The organism is Streptomyces aurantiogriseus, assembly GCF_014649375.1.
GTDB lineage: Bacteria > Actinomycetota > Actinomycetes > Streptomycetales > Streptomycetaceae > Streptomyces > Streptomyces aurantiogriseus.
In genome coordinates, this window is sequence record NZ_BMSX01000008.1 from 89,531 (window position 1) to 104,472 (window position 14,942).

Below are 14,942 nucleotides of genomic sequence, written 5' to 3' on the forward strand. Positions count from 1 at the left end.
CTACGGCGTTGTCAGCCCCCTGGCGTACCCTTGAACTCGCCAGGCCGCCCTCGTGGCAGGCGAGACGCATCCGGGAGGACGTAGAGGCCTTCGGGCCGGCCTATGACTCAGACACCCACAGCTCACACGCCCGCGCAGGGCAAGGCGAGAGCACAGTTCACCGTTCCCGCCCAGCACCCCATGGTCACCGTGCTGGGATCCGGAGACTCTCTCCTGCGCGTGATCGAGACGGCTTTCCCGGCGGCCGACATCCACGTCCGGGGCAATGAGATCAGCGCGGTCGGCGACGCACGGGAGGTCGCCCTCATCCAGCGCCTGTTCGACGAGATGATGCTGGTGCTCCGCACCGGGCAGCCGATGACGGAGGACGCAGTGGAACGCTCGATCGCCATGCTGCGGGCGAGTGAGAACGGGACGAGCGACGGCCAGGAGACCCCGGCCGAGGTACTGACGCAGAACATCCTGTCCTCGCGTGGCCGCACCATCCGCCCCAAGACCCTCAACCAGAAGCGGTACGTCGACGCGATCGACAAGCACACGATCGTCTTCGGTATCGGTCCCGCGGGCACCGGCAAGACCTACCTGGCCATGGCCAAGGCGGTCCAGGCGCTGCAGTCCAAGCAGGTCAACCGCATCATCCTCACCCGTCCGGCGGTCGAGGCGGGCGAGCGCCTGGGCTTCCTCCCGGGCACCCTCTACGAGAAGATCGACCCGTACCTGCGCCCGCTGTACGACGCGCTGCACGACATGCTCGACCCCGACTCGATCCCCCGCCTGATGGCGGCCGGGACGATCGAGGTCGCGCCCCTGGCGTACATGCGTGGCCGCACGCTCAACGACGCCTTCATCATCCTGGACGAGGCCCAGAACACGAGCCCCGAGCAGATGAAGATGTTCCTCACCCGTCTCGGCTTCGACTCGAAGATCGTGATCACGGGTGACGTGACGCAGGTCGACCTGCCGGACGGCACCAAGTCCGGTCTGCGCCAGGTCCAGGACATCCTGGAGGGCGTCGAGGACGTGCACTTCTCCAGGCTGTCGTCGCACGATGTCGTACGGCACAAGCTGGTCGGCCGTATCGTCGACGCGTACGAGAAGTACGACAGCGAGAACGGCACCCAGAACGGCTCCCACAAGGGCCGCGGCAGGGCCGGACACAAGGGGAAGTAGACCAGTACGACCATGTCGATCGACGTCAACAACGAGTCCGGAACCGAGGTCGACGAGCAGGCGATCCTCGACATCGCCCGCTACGCGCTCGCGCGGATGCGCATCCACCCGCTCTCCGAGCTCTCGGTGATCGTCGTGGACGCCGACGCCATGGAGCAGTTGCACATCCAGTGGATGGACCTGCCCGGCCCGACCGATGTCATGTCCTTCCCGATGGACGAGCTGCGTCCGCCGTCGAAGGACGACGACGAGCCCCCGCAGGGGCTGCTCGGCGACATCGTGCTGTGCCCCGAGGTCGCCGAGAAGCAGGGCAGGGAAGCGGACACGCAGCACTCCATGGACGAGGAGCTCCAACTCCTCACCGTCCATGGGGTGCTGCACCTCCTTGGTTACGACCATGAGGAACCCGACGAGAAGGCCGAGATGTTCGGCCTCCAGGCGGCCATCGTGGACGGCTGGCGTGCGGAGAAGGGCCTGACCGGTCCGTCCCCGGCTCCGACCGTCTCATGAGCCTCGGCCTGGTCTCCGGCGCGATCGCCCTGGTCGTCGTGGCGTGGCTCGCCGCCTGCGCCGAGGCGGGCCTCGCGCGCGTCTCCAGCTTCCGCGCCGAGGAGGCCGTACGCTCCGGCCGGCGCGGCAGCGCGAAACTCGCGCAGGTCGCCGCCGACCCCACCCGCTACCTCAACGTGGCGCTGCTGGTCCGCGTCGCCTGTGAGATGGCCGCCGCCGCGCTGGTGACGTACGCCTGTCTGAAGGAGATCGACGGCACCGCCCCGGCGCTGCTGGCCGCGATCGGCGTGATGGTGCTGGTCTCGTACGTCGCCGTGGGCGTCTCCCCGCGCACCATCGGCCGTCAGCACCCGCTGAACACGGCGACGGCCGCCGCGTACGTGCTGCTGCCGCTGGCGCGGATCATGGGCCCGATCCCGTACCTGCTGATCCTCATCGGCAACGCGCTCACCCCCGGCAAGGGCTTCCGGCGCGGCCCCTTCGCCTCCGAGGCGGAGCTGCGGGCGCTGGTCGACCTCGCCGAGAAGGAGTCGCTGATCGAGGACGAGGAGCGCCGCATGGTGCACTCCGTCTTCGAGCTGGGTGACACGCTCGTGCGGGAGGTCATGGTCCCGCGCACCGACCTCGTCGTCATCGAGCGCTACAAGACCATCCGCCAGGCCCTCACCCTCGCGCTGCGCTCGGGCTTCTCGCGCATACCCGTCACCGGGGAGAGCGAGGACGACATCGTCGGGATCGTGTACCTGAAGGACCTGGTCCGCAAGACGCACATCAGCCGGGAGGCGGAGAGCGACCTGGTGTCGACGGCGATGCGGCCCGCCGCCTTCGTGCCCGACACCAAGAACGCCGGCGACCTGCTCCGCGAGATGCAGCAGGAGCGCAACCACGTCGCCGTCGTCATCGACGAGTACGGCGGCACCGCCGGCATCGTCACCATCGAGGACATCCTCGAGGAGATCGTCGGCGAGATCACCGACGAGTACGACCGCGAGCTGCCCCCGGTGGAGGAGCTCGGCGAGGACCGCTACCGGGTCACCGCCCGCCTCGACATCACCGACCTGGGCGAGCTGTACGGCCTGGAGGAGTACGACGACGAGGACGTGGAGACCGTCGGCGGACTGCTTGCCAAGGCACTGGGCCGCGTGCCCATCGCCGGCGCCTCCTCGGTGGTCGAGCTGCCCGACGGACGCGACCTGCGGCTGACCGCCGAGGCCGCCGCCGGCCGCCGGAACAAGATCGTCACGGTGCTGGTGGAGCCCGTGGGCGGGCCGAAGGAGGAGCTGCCGGAGTGACGCCCCAGGAACTGCGCGCCTTCTGCCTGTCCTTCAACGCGGCCGTCGAGGACTTCCCCTTCCGGCCGGAGATCTCCGTCTTCAAGGTGGGCGGCAAGCTCTTCGCCCTGACGACCCTGGACGCCCGCCCCCTGACGGTCAACCTCAAGTGCGACCCCGAGGACGCGGTCCGCCTGCGCTCCGAGCACCCGGGTCTCATCGCCCCCGGCTATCACATGAACAAGCGGCACTGGAACACGGTGACCGTCGACGGGGAACTCCCCGACCGTCTGGTCCGAGAGCTGATCGAGGACTCGTACGACCTGGTCGTCGCCGGCCTGCCCCGCGCGCAGCGACTGCGCCTCGACCGGCCCTGAGGTCCCGCCGGTCCGGCTTCTCCGTATGCTCGGCACATGACCGACAGCAACGCGCTCGACCCCGAGGACCGCAAGATCGTCACCCTGGCCCGTTCCGCGCGGGCCCGTAACGGTGTGCCCGAGGGGGCGGCCGTACGGGACGAGACGGGACGTACGTATGTCGCCGGGACGGTGGATCTGCCGTCGCTGCGGCTGAGCGCGTTGCGGACGGCGGTGGCGATGGCGGTGGCCTCGGGGGCGAAGTCGTTGGAGGCGGCGGCGGTGGTGACGGATGCCGACGCCGTTTCGACCGAGGATCTGGCTGCCGTGCGGGATCTTGGAGGGGCCGGGACCCCGGTGCTGGTGGCTTCGCCGGACGGGACTGTTCGGCTGACCGTTTCCGCCGGCTGAGGTACCAGGGGGCTCCGCCCCCTGGACCCCCGGTTTCCCCGGCCGCCCACCCGTCTCGGCCGGGGTGAGGAGTGACCGGCTCCGAGTTAGGCCGGATTTCAACCTTGCCGTCCCCCGCCCCTCGCCCGTCAATGGACCGTAAGTTCCGACGGACCGTCAGATTCACCCGCCCCCGGGCCCGGTGTCCGCACCCACCCGCCCGGGTTCGGCGGTCCGCCGGCGCACTCCCGTCATCCACCCCCCACATGGATTCCCAGATTCGGGAAGGGAGCCGGAAACCCATGAGAGGCAAGCGAATCGGAACAGGTGCGGCACTGCTGGCCGGGGCCCTCGCGGCCACCGGGCTGGCGTTCGCTCCGTCTGCCGCAGCCGTCGCTCCGACGACGGCGACCGTCACCGCGAACTGCGGTCTGTTCGGCGGCGGAGCCGCCACCCTCACGGCCACCCAGAACGGCACCTCGGCCACCCTCACCCTCAAGTCCACCGCGATCACCGCCCCGATCCCGATCAGCGCGAACAGCATCAACTCAACGCTCACGATGGCGAACTCGACCGGTGCCGCCAGGGTCTTCACCGGCACCGTGAACCCCGCCATGGCCACCGGCGCCCCGATCGTGGTCGGTCCGCTCAGCGGGACCGTGGCCTCCGGTGACAGCCTGGACTTCTACCAGGGCTCCCTGAAGATGGTCGTCTTCGGGATCACCGTCACGTGCACGGCAGCCGCGCCGCAGTCGCCGGGCCCGTTCGTGTTCGACTGAGAAGCGCGTCATGGACCGTCGGGTTCCCCCGCGCGCAGGAACCTGACGGGCCATCAGTTCATCTCGGCGCATCCATTGACTTCTCACGCAATCCGCACATCAATGCCCCCTGTCGGCGCAGAAGAGCCGCTGCGCCCGCACCCTTGAGGAGGGGGCACCCATGGGTTCGACACCCCAGAGATCCCGAAGACGGCGCTGGAGCGCGTTGCTCGGGGCGGCCGCGCTCGCGGTCACCGCGGGCGGGGCGCTGGCGACGCCCGCCGCTGCCGCGTCCGTGGACGTGGACTACCCCACGCACTGCGTGCCGCCGCCCATCGCGGGCATCCCGCCCATCGACGGCACCACCACCGGGAAGATCACGGTGGACAACGCCACCCCGAAGGTCGGCGACACCGTCACCGTGACGTACACGGTGGTCAAGCCCGCCGCGAGCAACCCCACCGACCTGGCCCTGCCGGCCGACATCATGACGCCGACGGGCAAGGTCACCCTCGGCGGCGCGCAGACCGGCAGCGTGACGGTCGCGGGACCGAAGAAGAACGACCCGGTGCCCGGCAAGGGCCCCTTCCCGTCGTTCTCCATGACCGGCACCTTCACGGTCACCGCGCCCGGCGCGATCACCCTCTCGCCCGGCGACTACAACATCCACACCAGCTACATCCTGGAGCTGGACACGCCCTGCACGGTGACCAACCCGCCCGCCCCGGTGTCGGAGACGGTCACCGCGTCCGCCGACCCGCCCGCCAACACCCGTGCCATCTCACTGGGTTCGGCCTCCGGCGCGCCGGGCGCCGCGGTCACCGTCACCGGCAGCGACTTCACGCCGGGCGCGACCGTCACCCTGGCCGGGCGGTCCGGGGCCGCGCAGACCGCGGACACCGCGACCGTGACCGCCGACGCGCAGGGCCGCTTCAGCGGCTCCCTCGTGGTCGGCGACCGCACCACGACCGGTGTCGTGGCGTACGAGGGCAGCGCGTGGAACGCGGAGAAGGGCGCCGGACCCGTCGCGTACGTCGTCGTCGACGACACCCCCGTACCGGACGGGAGTCAGAAGCTGACGACGACCGTGAAGGCGGGCACCCTGTCGATGTCCCAGGCCGGGGACGCCGTCCAGCTGTCGGCGGTCGACTTCGGCACCGGCGGGGCCTCGACCGGGACGCTGAAGACGGTGACCGTCAAGGACTTCCGCGGCGGACCCGCGGGCTGGTCCCTGACCGGCAAGGTCTCCGACTTCACCGGACCCGGCGCCAAGATCCCCGCCGGGAAGCTGAGCTGGACACCCGCCTGCGCCACCAAGGCGGGCAGCCCGAGCACCTGCCGGGCCGGTTCGGCGGGCGTGGTGGGCAGCGCCGGGGCGACCCTGGCCTCCGCCCCCGACGCCACGCTCACCGGCGGCGAGTTCACCGCCGACGCCCAACTCTCCCTCGACGTACCGGCGTTCACGCCTCCGGGCACGTACACCGGCGTCCTGACCCTCACGCTCACCTGAGCGCAGAACCGACTCCACCGGTGGCCGGGCGCCCGCCGCACAGGTCCGCACCCGCCCGACCACCCCACCGTCCGCCGCCCGTGGGGGGTCCGCACCCATGCGCAAGCCGTACGTCCTCCTCCTGCCGCTCCTGTTGACCCTGCTGCTCGCCGCGCCCGCCCGGGCCGCCGACAACGGCAGCTGGTCGGTCCACCCCGTCTCCTCGGCCGTGGCCGCCCGGCCCTACTTCTACGTCACCGCCGATCCCGGACAGACCCTCGAGGACAAGGTCGTCGTCGCCAACAAGACGGACCAGCCCCTCACCTTCCGGCTCTACGCGGCCGACGCCTACAACACCCCACGGGACGGCGGGTTCGCCGTGCGGACGGTGGGGGAGCGGATGCGGGGCGTGGGGGCGTGGGCGAGGCCCGCGAAGGACCGGGTCACCGTGCCCGGCCGTAAGTCGGTCACCGTGCCGTTCGAGATCCGCGTGCCGAAGGACGCCGAACCCGGCGACCACCCGGGAGCGATCGTGGCGCTCGACGAGCGCGTCGAGAAGGGCGGCGACGGGGTCGCGCTCGGGGTGCAGCGGGCGGTCGGCGCCCGTGTCTATCTGCAGGTCAGCGGGCCCACCCTGCCGGCGCTGGCCGTCGAGGACGTCCGCGTCGGGCACGACCAGCCCCTGGTCCCCGGCCTCGGCGACAGCACGGCGACGATCTCCTACACCCTGCACAACACCGGCAACGTCACCCTCGACCCGAAGGTGGAGCTACGGGCGCGCGGGCTGTTCGGCCGTACGCTCCTCGCCCGCGACCTGACCCGGATCCCCTCCGAGCTCCTCCCCGGCCAGCGCGTCCGCCTCACCGAACCCTGGCGGGACGCACCTCAGCTCGACTGGGCGGACGTGAAGCTGACGGCGACGGCCACAGACACCAGGGAGTCGGCAACCGCTTCGTTCGTGGCGGTGCCCTGGCTGGTGGCGGGGGCGCTGGCGTCGGCGTCGGCCGTCGGCGTCTGGCTGCTGGTCAGGCGACGGCGGAGGCGCCCCGAAGGAACGCGCGCCGGAGGGGCGCGCATCATGCGGCTCCGCCGCGATGGGGGTCACCCCGCTCGAGCGGAGCCGAGAGTGGGGGAGCGACCAGCCCCCACACACCCGCACCCGAAAGCCGGCCAGACCGGCGGAGCCTAAAGCGCGTCGGGGCCGCGCTCGCCCGTCCGCACCCGTACGACCGTCTCGACCGGCAGGGCCCACACCTTCCCGTCTCCGATCTTCCCCGTCTGCGCGGCCTTGACGATGGCGTCGATGACGGCGTCCGAGTCCGCGTCCTCGACGACGACCTCGATACGGACCTTGGGGACCAGGTCGACCTGGTACTCGGCGCCGCGGTACACCTCGGTGTGGCCGCGCTGGCGGCCGTAGCCGCTGGCCTCGGTGACGGTCAGACCGTGCACGCCGAGCTCCTGGAGCGCCGTCTTGACCTCGTCGAGGCGGTACGGCTTGACGATCGCGGTGATGAGCTTCATGCCTGGGTCTTGGCCTTCTGCGCGGAGGGGACGGAGTGCGAGGTGACCGGGGCGCCGTGGCCCAGGACGCCGTGATCGTATGCGGTCTCGGCGTGCACCGTAAGGTCCAGGCCGGTGTGCTCCTGCTCCTCGTCCGCCCGGAAGCCCATCGCCTTGTCGAGCAGCTTGCCGATGCCGTACGTCACCAGGAAGGCGTACGCCCCCACGACGACCACGGCCACCAGCTGCTTGCCGAGCTGGGCGAGGCCGCCGCCGTAGAGGAGGCCCTCCGTGCCGCCGGTCATCGACTCGACCGCGAAGACGCCGATGAGGAGGGTGCCGATGACACCGCCGACCAGGTGGACGCCGACGACGTCCAGCGAGTCGTCGTAGTTCAGCTTGAACTTCCAGCCCACGGCGTACGAGCAGACGACGCCGGCGGCGAGGCCGATGACCAGGGCGCCGAGGAGGGAGACCGAGCCGCAGGACGGCGTGATCGCGACCAGGCCCGCCACGGCACCGGACGCGGCGCCCAGCGTGGTCGGGTGGCCGTCGCGCTTCTGCTCGACGAAGAGCCAGCCGAGCAGGCCGGTGCAGCCGGCGGCGAGGGTGTTGAGGAAGGCGGCGGCCGCGAGGCCGTTGGCGCCGAGGGCCGAGCCGGCGTTGAAGCCGAACCAGCCGAACCAGAGGAGACCGGCGCCCAGCATCACCATGGGGAGGTTGTGCGGGCGCATCGCGTCCTTCTTGAAGCCGAGCCGCGGGCCGAGGACCAGGCAGAGTGCCAGGCCGGAGGCGCCCGAGGTGATCTCCACGGGGAGGCCGCCGGCGAAGTCGAGGGCGCCGAGGCGGTTCAGGATCCAGCCGTCCGGGCCCCACACCCAGTGGGCGACCGGAACGTATACGAGCAGCGCCCAGACCGGGACGAAGACCAGCCAGGCCGCGAACTTCGCGCGGTCGGCGATCGCGCCGCTGATCAGGGCCGCCGTGATGATCGCGAAGGTCAGCTGGAAGGTGGCGAAGAGGAGGGTGGGGACCGTGCCCTGGACGCTGTCCGGGCCGAGGCCCGCCATGCCGGCGTGGTCCAGGGTGCCGATGAGGCCGCCGCCGAGGTCGTCGCCGAAGGCGAGGGAGTAGCCGGCGGCCAGCCAGACCACCGTGACCAGGGCGATCGACACGAAGCTCATCATCAGCATGTTGAGGACGCTCTTCGTGCGGACCATGCCGCCGTAGAACAGGGCCAGGCCCGGGGTCATCAGCAGGACGAGGGCGGTGGCGGCGAGCAGCCAGGCGGTGTCGCCGGTGTCGACGTGTGCGGCGGCGAGGGGCGTCACGGTGTCTCCATCGGTCCGGGGGTTCGTCAGAGGGTCACCGGTGTGCGTTTCCGGTTGCGTACGGGTGTGTTTCCGTGACGTTTCGTTGCGTGGAGGTTTCCGAGAGCTCACGGCGCGGGGCGCTGCCGCTCGTGTGTGCGGCGGGGCTTCATGGATCAGGGAGAATGGGGGCCATGAGCGTTCGTAACCAGTCATCCGAGCAGTCGGCCGGGACCCTTTACCGTGCCGGCTTCGCCTGCTTCGTGGGCCGCCCCAACGCGGGCAAGTCCACCCTCACGAACGCTCTGGTCGGGAAGAAGGTGGCGATCACCTCCAACCGGCCGCAGACGACGCGGCACACGGTGCGGGGTATCGTCCACCGGCCCGACGCGCAGCTGATCCTCGTCGACACCCCGGGGCTGCACAAACCGCGGACGCTGCTGGGGGAGCGGCTGAACGACGTCGTGCGGACGACGTGGGCCGAGGTGGACGTCATCGGGTTCTGCCTGCCGGCGAACGAGAAGCTGGGCCCCGGTGACCGGTTCATCGCCAAGGAACTCGCCGGGATCAAGCGGACGCCGAAGGTCGCGGTCGTCACGAAGACCGACCTCGTCGACCCCAAGGCGCTCGCCGAGCAGCTCATCGCGATCGACCAGCTGGGCAAGGAGCTGGGTATCGAGTGGGCCGAGATCGTCCCGGTGTCGGCGGTCGGCGACAAGCAGGTCGAGCTCCTGGCCGACCTGCTGGTCCCGATGCTGCCGGAGGGGCCCGCCCTGTACCCCGAGGGCGACCTGACCGACGAGCCCGAGCAGGTGATGGTCGCCGAGCTGATCCGCGAGGCCGCCCTGGAGGGCGTACGCGACGAACTCCCGCACTCCATCGCGGTGGTCGTCGAGGAGATGCTCCCGCGGGAGGACCGGCCTGCCGACAAGCCGCTCCTCGACATCCACGCGAACATCTACATCGAGCGGCCGAGCCAGAAGGGGATCATCATCGGCCCGAAGGGCCGCCGCCTGAAGGACGTCGGCATCAAGTCCCGCAAGCAGATCGAGGCGCTGCTGGGTACGCCGGTCTTCCTGGACCTGCATGTGAAGGTGGCGAAGGACTGGCAGCGGGACCCCAAGCAGCTACGCAAGCTGGGCTTCTGACACCGCGACGGGTCAGATCGCGCGGGGTGGGGGTGCCGGGGCGGTCAGCTGGCCGGTGGCGGTAAGGGCCAGGCGGGAGAACAGCTGGCCGGAGAATCCGAACAGCAGGGCGATGGCCGGCGCGATGGGGCGCGGGCGCCCCACGAGTTCTCCAGGAACACCTGACCGAGCAGGTTCAGGTCGGGGTCGGCGAGCATACGGACCAGCAGCAGGCCCCCGACCGCGGCCAGCGCACCGCCGACCGGCGCGAGGACGAGCACCCCCCAGGACGACGGACGCTGTGAGCGCATCACCCCGACGACCGGGGACAGAAAGCCGCCCAGCGCCCCCAGCAGTATTGTCTCCCGGTGGTCGAGCACCCTGCCGATCAGCAGGACCGCGCACAGCCCGGTCAGGGCCAGCCACAGGGCGACGCGCTGCTGGTCGTAGTCCCGCTCGGCGGCGCTGTCCTCGAGCTCGTGGACCCGCTGCGCGGCGGCGAGCACGAGCGCCAGGTTCTCGGTCGCGCAGGAGTCCGCGGCGGACTCGGCGGCCCCGGTTCCCCCGGACATCAGCCCCCTCAGTCGCCTCCCCTCTCCGCCCCGCTGGTAGCGAAGTCCTGCAAGCCCACCACCCGCAGCAACTGCAGTCGCTCGTAGGACTCCGTGCCGGGGCGGGCGGTGTGGATGATCAGGAGCTGGTGGTGCTCGTGGCTGAGGAGCACCTCGCAGTCGAGGTCCAGGAGGCCGACCAGCGGGTGCAGGAAGCGTTTTGTCGCCCGGTGGCGCAGGGACACCTCGTGCGCGTCCCACAGGCGGGCGAACTCCTCACTCGCCGCCCGGAGTTCGGCGACCAACGCGGCCGGTTCCGGGTCGTCGGGGCGGGCGGCGGTCACCGCGCGCAGGTTGGCCACGTGAGCGCGGGCGTGGTCCGCGCGGTCCTCCTCCGGGAACAGGCTGCGCGCGGTCGGGTCCAGGAAGTAACGGCGGACCAGATTGCGCTCCTGCCGGGGGTGGGACATCACGTCGAAGGTCAGCACCCTGGCCATCGCGTTCTGCGCCAGGACCTCGCCGCAGTCGGTCACCACCTGCGCCGGTGTGTCGTGCAGGCGGTCCAGGATCAGCATCAGGCCGGGAGGGACGTGCGTCGACGCCGTCTCACGGCGCGGGGGCTCCTCGCCCACCAAGTGGAAGAGGTGGTCGCGTTCGTCGTCGGTGAGGCGCAGGGCGCGGGCCAGCGCCGTCAGCATCTGACGGGAAGGACGCGGGCCACGGGACTGTTCCAGGCGCGTGAAGTAGTCGACCGACATGCCCGCCAGCTGGGCCACCTCCTCGCGGCGCAGTCCGGGTGTGCGGCGGCGGGCGCCCGGTGTCAGGCCCACGTCCGACGGGCTCAGACGGGCCCGGCCACGGCGCAGGAAGTCGGCGAGTTCGGCTCGGTTCACCTCTTCAGGCTGCGGTATCACGCCCGGCTTATCCAGGGACTGCCAGTCCCCTGATCGACGGGTCTCTCCCGGCCGGGCGGGCTCCGTCCGAGGGTGGTGGCACCAGACGGAGAGCAGAGGAGCACATCATGCTGACACTGGTGACGGGTACGACGGGACAGGTCGGCCGGCGTTTCGTACCGAGGCTGCTGGCGCAGACCCGGCCTGGGGAGAAGGTGCGGGTGCTGGTGCGCGACGCGGCAGGCGGGGAGCGGTTCGCGGAACTGGGCGCCGACGTCGTGGTCGGGGACCTGCGGGACGCGGAGACCCTCGGCAAGGCGGTGGCCGGGGTGGACGCGGTGGTGAACGTCGCGGCGTCGTTCCGCGGGGTGCCGGACGAGGAAGCCTGGGCCGTCAACCGGGACGCGGCCGTGGAGTTGGGTCGCGCCGCGCTGGCCTCCGGTGTACGGCGGTTCGTACAGGTCAGCACGGGGTTGGTGTACGGCGTCGGGCGGGGCCGCCCGCTGACCGAGGACGACCCGGTCCAGCCCGGCGGCGCGATGTGGGGCGCCTACGCCGAGTCCAAGGCCGAGGCCGAGCGGGAGCTGCTCGCGCTGGACGGGCTGGACGTGCGGGTCGGGAGGCTCCCCTTCGTCTACGGCGAGGGCGATCCGCACCTTGCCCAGTCCCTGATGTGGGCCCGGAACTGGGCGGCGACCCAGCGGCTGCAGATGGGTCATCACGCGGACGTGGCTCAGGGACTGCTGCGTCTGCTGTACGCGCCGGGCATCGCCGGCCGGATCTACAACATCGCCGACGACGCCCCCGTCACAGCGGTCGAACTGCACCAGCTCAACGGCGTCGAGGTCCCCGCCGAGCTCCACACCCGCACCGATTCCGACCCGTGGTTCGTGATCACCTCCACCGACCGCATCCGCCGGGAGCTCGGCTACCGCCCGCTGTACCCCAGCGTCTACGCGGCCCGGGACGCCGGTGCCCTGTAGGCGCCCGCCCACCCAGCTCATTCCACCCCCCTGATCCGCCCCACCAACACCGCCCCCGCCAACCCGATCACCGCCGCCACCAGGTACAGCACCCGGTAGCCGCCCAGGTGGGCCACGATCGGTGCGGCGAGGGCGGGGGCCGCGACCTGGGGGAGGGCGTTGGCCACGTTGATGACGCCCAGGTCCTTGCCGCGGTCCAGCGCCTTTGGCAGGACGTCTGTCATCAGGGCGAAGTCGACCGAGGTGAAGACGCCGAAGCCCACGCCCAGCACCGCCGCCGCGACGATCGCTCCCGGCCAGGTCTGCCAGGCCGCGAGGCCGGCCGTCGCCACCGCCATCAGCACGCCCGACCAGATCACGAACGGCTTGCGCCGGCCCACCCGGTCGGACCAGATGCCGCCGACCACCACTGTGGCGAGCAGTGTCACGCCGTTCACGGCCGTCAGGATCAGGACGCCCTCGTCGGGGTCGGTGTGGTTCAACTGGTCCCGCAGGTAGTAGAGCAGGTAGAGAAGGACCAGCGCGTTGCTCAGGTTCATCAGGAAGCGGGTGAGCCAGGCCCAGCCCAGGTCGGGGTAGCGGCGTGGGCTCAGCCAGAAGCCGGACAGGAAGGTGCGCCAGGACCAGGCCGGGCGGTCCTGCGGCCCGAGGCGGAGGTCCTTGTACCGGCCCACGTACGGCAGCACGCCCAGCACCGTGAACACCGCGCAGGCCGCATAGCCCGCCCCTACGCCCCCGGCGACCGTCGCCAGCCCCGTACCGCCGACCACGCCCAGGATCTGGGCCGCGCCCAACCAGCCGCCCACCGAGCCCCGTTGGAGGCGCGGGACCCGGTCGGGGACGGCTGCCGTGACCGCCGCGAAGGCCGCGTTGAGGGTCAGCTGGACCAGGCACCAGCCCAGGGCCATCCACCACACGCCGTCCGCCGCTCCCAGCAGCAGCAACGACAGGGCGCCGCCCGCCGCGCCGGCCACGATCCACGGCGTGCGGCGGCCGTGGCGGGACGTAGTCCGGTCGGACAGGGCGCCGAAGAGGGGGTTCGCGGCCAGGGACACCACCGCGCCCACGCCGGTCACCCAGGCCAGCATCGTCTCCTTCGACATGCCGGAGCCGGGTGCGAAGTCCTCGGCCTGGGAGGCCAGCAGGATCTGCAGAGGGCCGTACCAGCCCACCCAGATCGCCCCGTTGGCCAGGGCCAGGGCCGCCGTCCAGCCCCGGCCCATCCGGTCGACCGGCTCGGCCAGGGCGCCGGGAGCAGGGCGCGTTGTCGTCATCTCTGGGCTCGCAGGACGTCCCGCAGCCAGGTGTACGAGGCCTTGGGGGTGCGGGTCAGGGTGTCGTAGTCGACGTGGACCAGGCCGAAGCGGCGCGCGTAGCCTTCCGCCCACTCGAAGTTGTCCAGCAGCGACCACACGAAGTAGCCGCGTACGTCCACGCCCGCCTCCACCGCCCGGTGCAGGGCGCGGAGGTGGCCGTCGAGGTAGGCGATGCGGTTCTGGTCGTCGATGCCCTCGTAGCTGCAGCCGTTCTCGGTGATGACGATCGGGGGGAGGCGGTCGCCGTAGCGGTCCTGGAAGGTGGTCAGCAGTTCCGTCAGGGCCTCTGGGACCACCGGCCAGCCGAAGTCCGTCACCGGGACGTCCTCGATCTGACGGACGGAGAAGGGGAGTTCGGCCGGGATCCGCACACCGCCGAACTCGATCTCCGTGCCCTGCGGGGCGCCGACCCTCGTCGGGGCGTAGTAGTTGACGCCGTACCAGTCGAGGGGTTCCGCGATCACTTTCAGGTCCGCCTGGACGTCTCCGGGCATCAACTCGCCCAGCCCCTCCGGGTATTCGCCCAGCAGGAGCGGCTCCGCGAACAGCCGGTTCAGCAGGACGTCGTAGAAGGCCGCCGCGTCCAGGTCGGCCTGCTCCTGGGAGGCCGGCCAGGTCGGGCCGTGGGAGTTGGCGATGCCGATGTCGCTCGCGCCGGCCGCGCGCAGGGCCCGCACGGCCAGGCCGTGGGCCAGGAGTTGGTGGTGGGCCACCGGGAGCGCGTCGAAGAGCAGCTGCTTTCCGGGGGCGTGGGTGCCCAGCGCGTGGCCCAGCAGGGTGTGTTCGGCGGGCTCGTTGAGGGTGATCCATTTCTTGACGCGGTCGCCCAGGCGGTCCACCACCATCGACACGTATTCGGCGAAGCGGTACGCCGTGTCCCGCTCCAGCCAGTCCAGCCGCGCCGGCAGGTCCCAGTGGAAGAGGGTCGGGACGGGGCGTACGCCGGCCGTCAGCAGTTCGTCCACCAGGCGGTCGTAGAAGTCGAGGCCACCGGGCGAGTTCACCCTCGGCCACGAGATCGAGAAGCGGTACGCGTCCACGCCCAGGCCGGACAGCAGCGCCACGTCCTCGGGGTAGCGGTGGTAGTGGTCGCAGGCCACCGCCGCCGTCGAGTCGTCCTTCACGCGCCCGGGTTCGGCCGTGAAGGTGTCCCACACGGACGGCTCGCGCTCGTCCACCGCCCCTTCGATCTGGTGGGCGGAGGTCGAGACACCCCACAGGAAGCCGGCCGGGAACCGGGGGATCGGGTTCGGCGCACTGCGCTCTTCGCTTGCCATGCGCCGGATCATCCGTACCAGCGGTAACGGAAGTCAAC

At 71.2% G+C, this 14,942-nt stretch carries 16 protein-coding genes; 10 read left to right on the top strand and 6 right to left on the bottom strand.

What is annotated here, in order from left to right:
• Positions 1-102: 102 nt before the first annotated feature.
• The 8 genes from IE263_RS18605 to IE263_RS18640 all read left to right on the top strand — a co-directional run bounded on the left by IE263_RS18605 (position 103) and on the right by IE263_RS18640 (position 7,133).
• A complete protein-coding gene (locus IE263_RS18605) occupies positions 103-1,170 on the top strand; it encodes a PhoH family protein (protein WP_189937823.1) in 1,068 nt (355 codons plus the stop codon).
• 12 nt (positions 1,171-1,182) lie between these two features.
• Positions 1,183-1,680 carry an rRNA maturation RNase YbeY gene (ybeY, locus tag IE263_RS18610; RefSeq protein WP_189937825.1) on the top strand — a complete coding sequence of 166 codons (498 nt, stop codon included), beginning with the start codon at positions 1,183-1,185 and terminating at the stop codon, positions 1,678-1,680.
• Positions 1,677-2,972 carry a hemolysin family protein gene (locus IE263_RS18615; protein WP_189937828.1) on the top strand — a complete coding sequence of 432 codons (1,296 nt, stop codon included), beginning with the start codon at positions 1,677-1,679 and terminating at the stop codon, positions 2,970-2,972. The genes ybeY and IE263_RS18615 overlap by 4 nt, the downstream gene beginning before the upstream one ends.
• Positions 2,969-3,328: an MmcQ/YjbR family DNA-binding protein gene (locus IE263_RS18620; RefSeq protein WP_189937830.1), complete on the top strand. Its 360-nt coding sequence runs from the start codon at positions 2,969-2,971 to the stop codon at positions 3,326-3,328. Before IE263_RS18615 ends, IE263_RS18620 begins: the two co-directional genes overlap by 4 nt.
• Before the next feature lie 36 nt (positions 3,329-3,364).
• A complete protein-coding gene (locus IE263_RS18625) occupies positions 3,365-3,718 on the top strand; it encodes a cytidine deaminase-like protein (protein ID WP_189937832.1) in 354 nt (117 codons plus the stop codon).
• Positions 3,719-3,999: 281 nt separating this feature from the next.
• Positions 4,000-4,476, top strand: a complete 477-nt coding sequence (locus tag IE263_RS18630) for a hypothetical protein (protein WP_189937834.1) — start codon at positions 4,000-4,002, stop codon at positions 4,474-4,476.
• Between the two features lie 160 nt (positions 4,477-4,636).
• Positions 4,637-5,965: a WxL domain-containing protein gene (locus IE263_RS18635; RefSeq protein WP_189937836.1), complete on the top strand. Its 1,329-nt coding sequence runs from the start codon at positions 4,637-4,639 to the stop codon at positions 5,963-5,965.
• A gap of 97 nt (positions 5,966-6,062) precedes the next feature.
• Entirely contained in the window at positions 6,063-7,133 is a 1,071-nt protein-coding gene (locus IE263_RS18640; RefSeq protein WP_189937837.1) for a WxL protein peptidoglycan domain-containing protein, read from the top strand.
• Here the strand turns inward: IE263_RS18640 and IE263_RS18645 are convergent.
• A complete protein-coding gene (locus IE263_RS18645) occupies positions 7,130-7,468 on the bottom strand; it encodes a P-II family nitrogen regulator (RefSeq protein WP_133926381.1) in 339 nt (112 codons plus the stop codon). The genes IE263_RS18640 and IE263_RS18645 overlap by 4 nt on opposite strands.
• Positions 7,465-8,778 (bottom strand): ammonium transporter, encoded by a 1,314-nt coding sequence (locus IE263_RS18650; RefSeq protein ID WP_189937839.1) that lies wholly within the window; start codon positions 8,776-8,778, stop codon positions 7,465-7,467. The genes IE263_RS18645 and IE263_RS18650 overlap by 4 nt, the downstream gene beginning before the upstream one ends.
• A 173-nt stretch (positions 8,779-8,951) precedes the next feature.
• Here IE263_RS18650 and era point away from each other — a divergent pair, with 173 nt between their 5' ends.
• Complete coding sequence (era, locus tag IE263_RS18655; RefSeq protein ID WP_189937841.1) at positions 8,952-9,905, top strand: GTPase Era; 954 nt, start codon at positions 8,952-8,954, stop codon at positions 9,903-9,905.
• A gap of 44 nt (positions 9,906-9,949) precedes the next feature.
• Here era and IE263_RS18660 read toward each other — a convergent pair whose 3' ends face one another.
• Both IE263_RS18660 and IE263_RS18665 read right to left on the bottom strand, forming a co-directional pair.
• Entirely contained in the window at positions 9,950-10,456 is a 507-nt protein-coding gene (locus tag IE263_RS18660; protein WP_189937842.1) for a hypothetical protein, read from the bottom strand.
• Positions 10,457-10,464: 8 nt separating this feature from the next.
• Positions 10,465-11,328 (bottom strand): helix-turn-helix transcriptional regulator, encoded by an 864-nt coding sequence (locus IE263_RS18665; protein WP_189937844.1) that lies wholly within the window; start codon positions 11,326-11,328, stop codon positions 10,465-10,467.
• A gap of 128 nt (positions 11,329-11,456) precedes the next feature.
• Here IE263_RS18665 and IE263_RS18670 point away from each other — a divergent pair, with 128 nt between their 5' ends.
• Entirely contained in the window at positions 11,457-12,311 is an 855-nt protein-coding gene (locus IE263_RS18670) for an NAD-dependent epimerase/dehydratase family protein (protein WP_189937846.1), read from the top strand.
• A gap of 17 nt (positions 12,312-12,328) precedes the next feature.
• On the opposite strand, the gene IE263_RS18675 is transcribed toward IE263_RS18670, so the two are convergent.
• Together IE263_RS18675 and IE263_RS18680 are read right to left on the bottom strand one after the other, a co-directional pair.
• Complete coding sequence (locus tag IE263_RS18675) at positions 12,329-13,585, bottom strand: MFS transporter (RefSeq protein WP_189937848.1); 1,257 nt, start codon at positions 13,583-13,585, stop codon at positions 12,329-12,331.
• Positions 13,582-14,916: a GH1 family beta-glucosidase gene (locus tag IE263_RS18680; RefSeq protein ID WP_373312007.1), complete on the bottom strand. Its 1,335-nt coding sequence runs from the start codon at positions 14,914-14,916 to the stop codon at positions 13,582-13,584. The genes IE263_RS18675 and IE263_RS18680 overlap by 4 nt, the downstream gene beginning before the upstream one ends.
• Between the last annotated feature and the right edge of the window lie 26 nt (positions 14,917-14,942).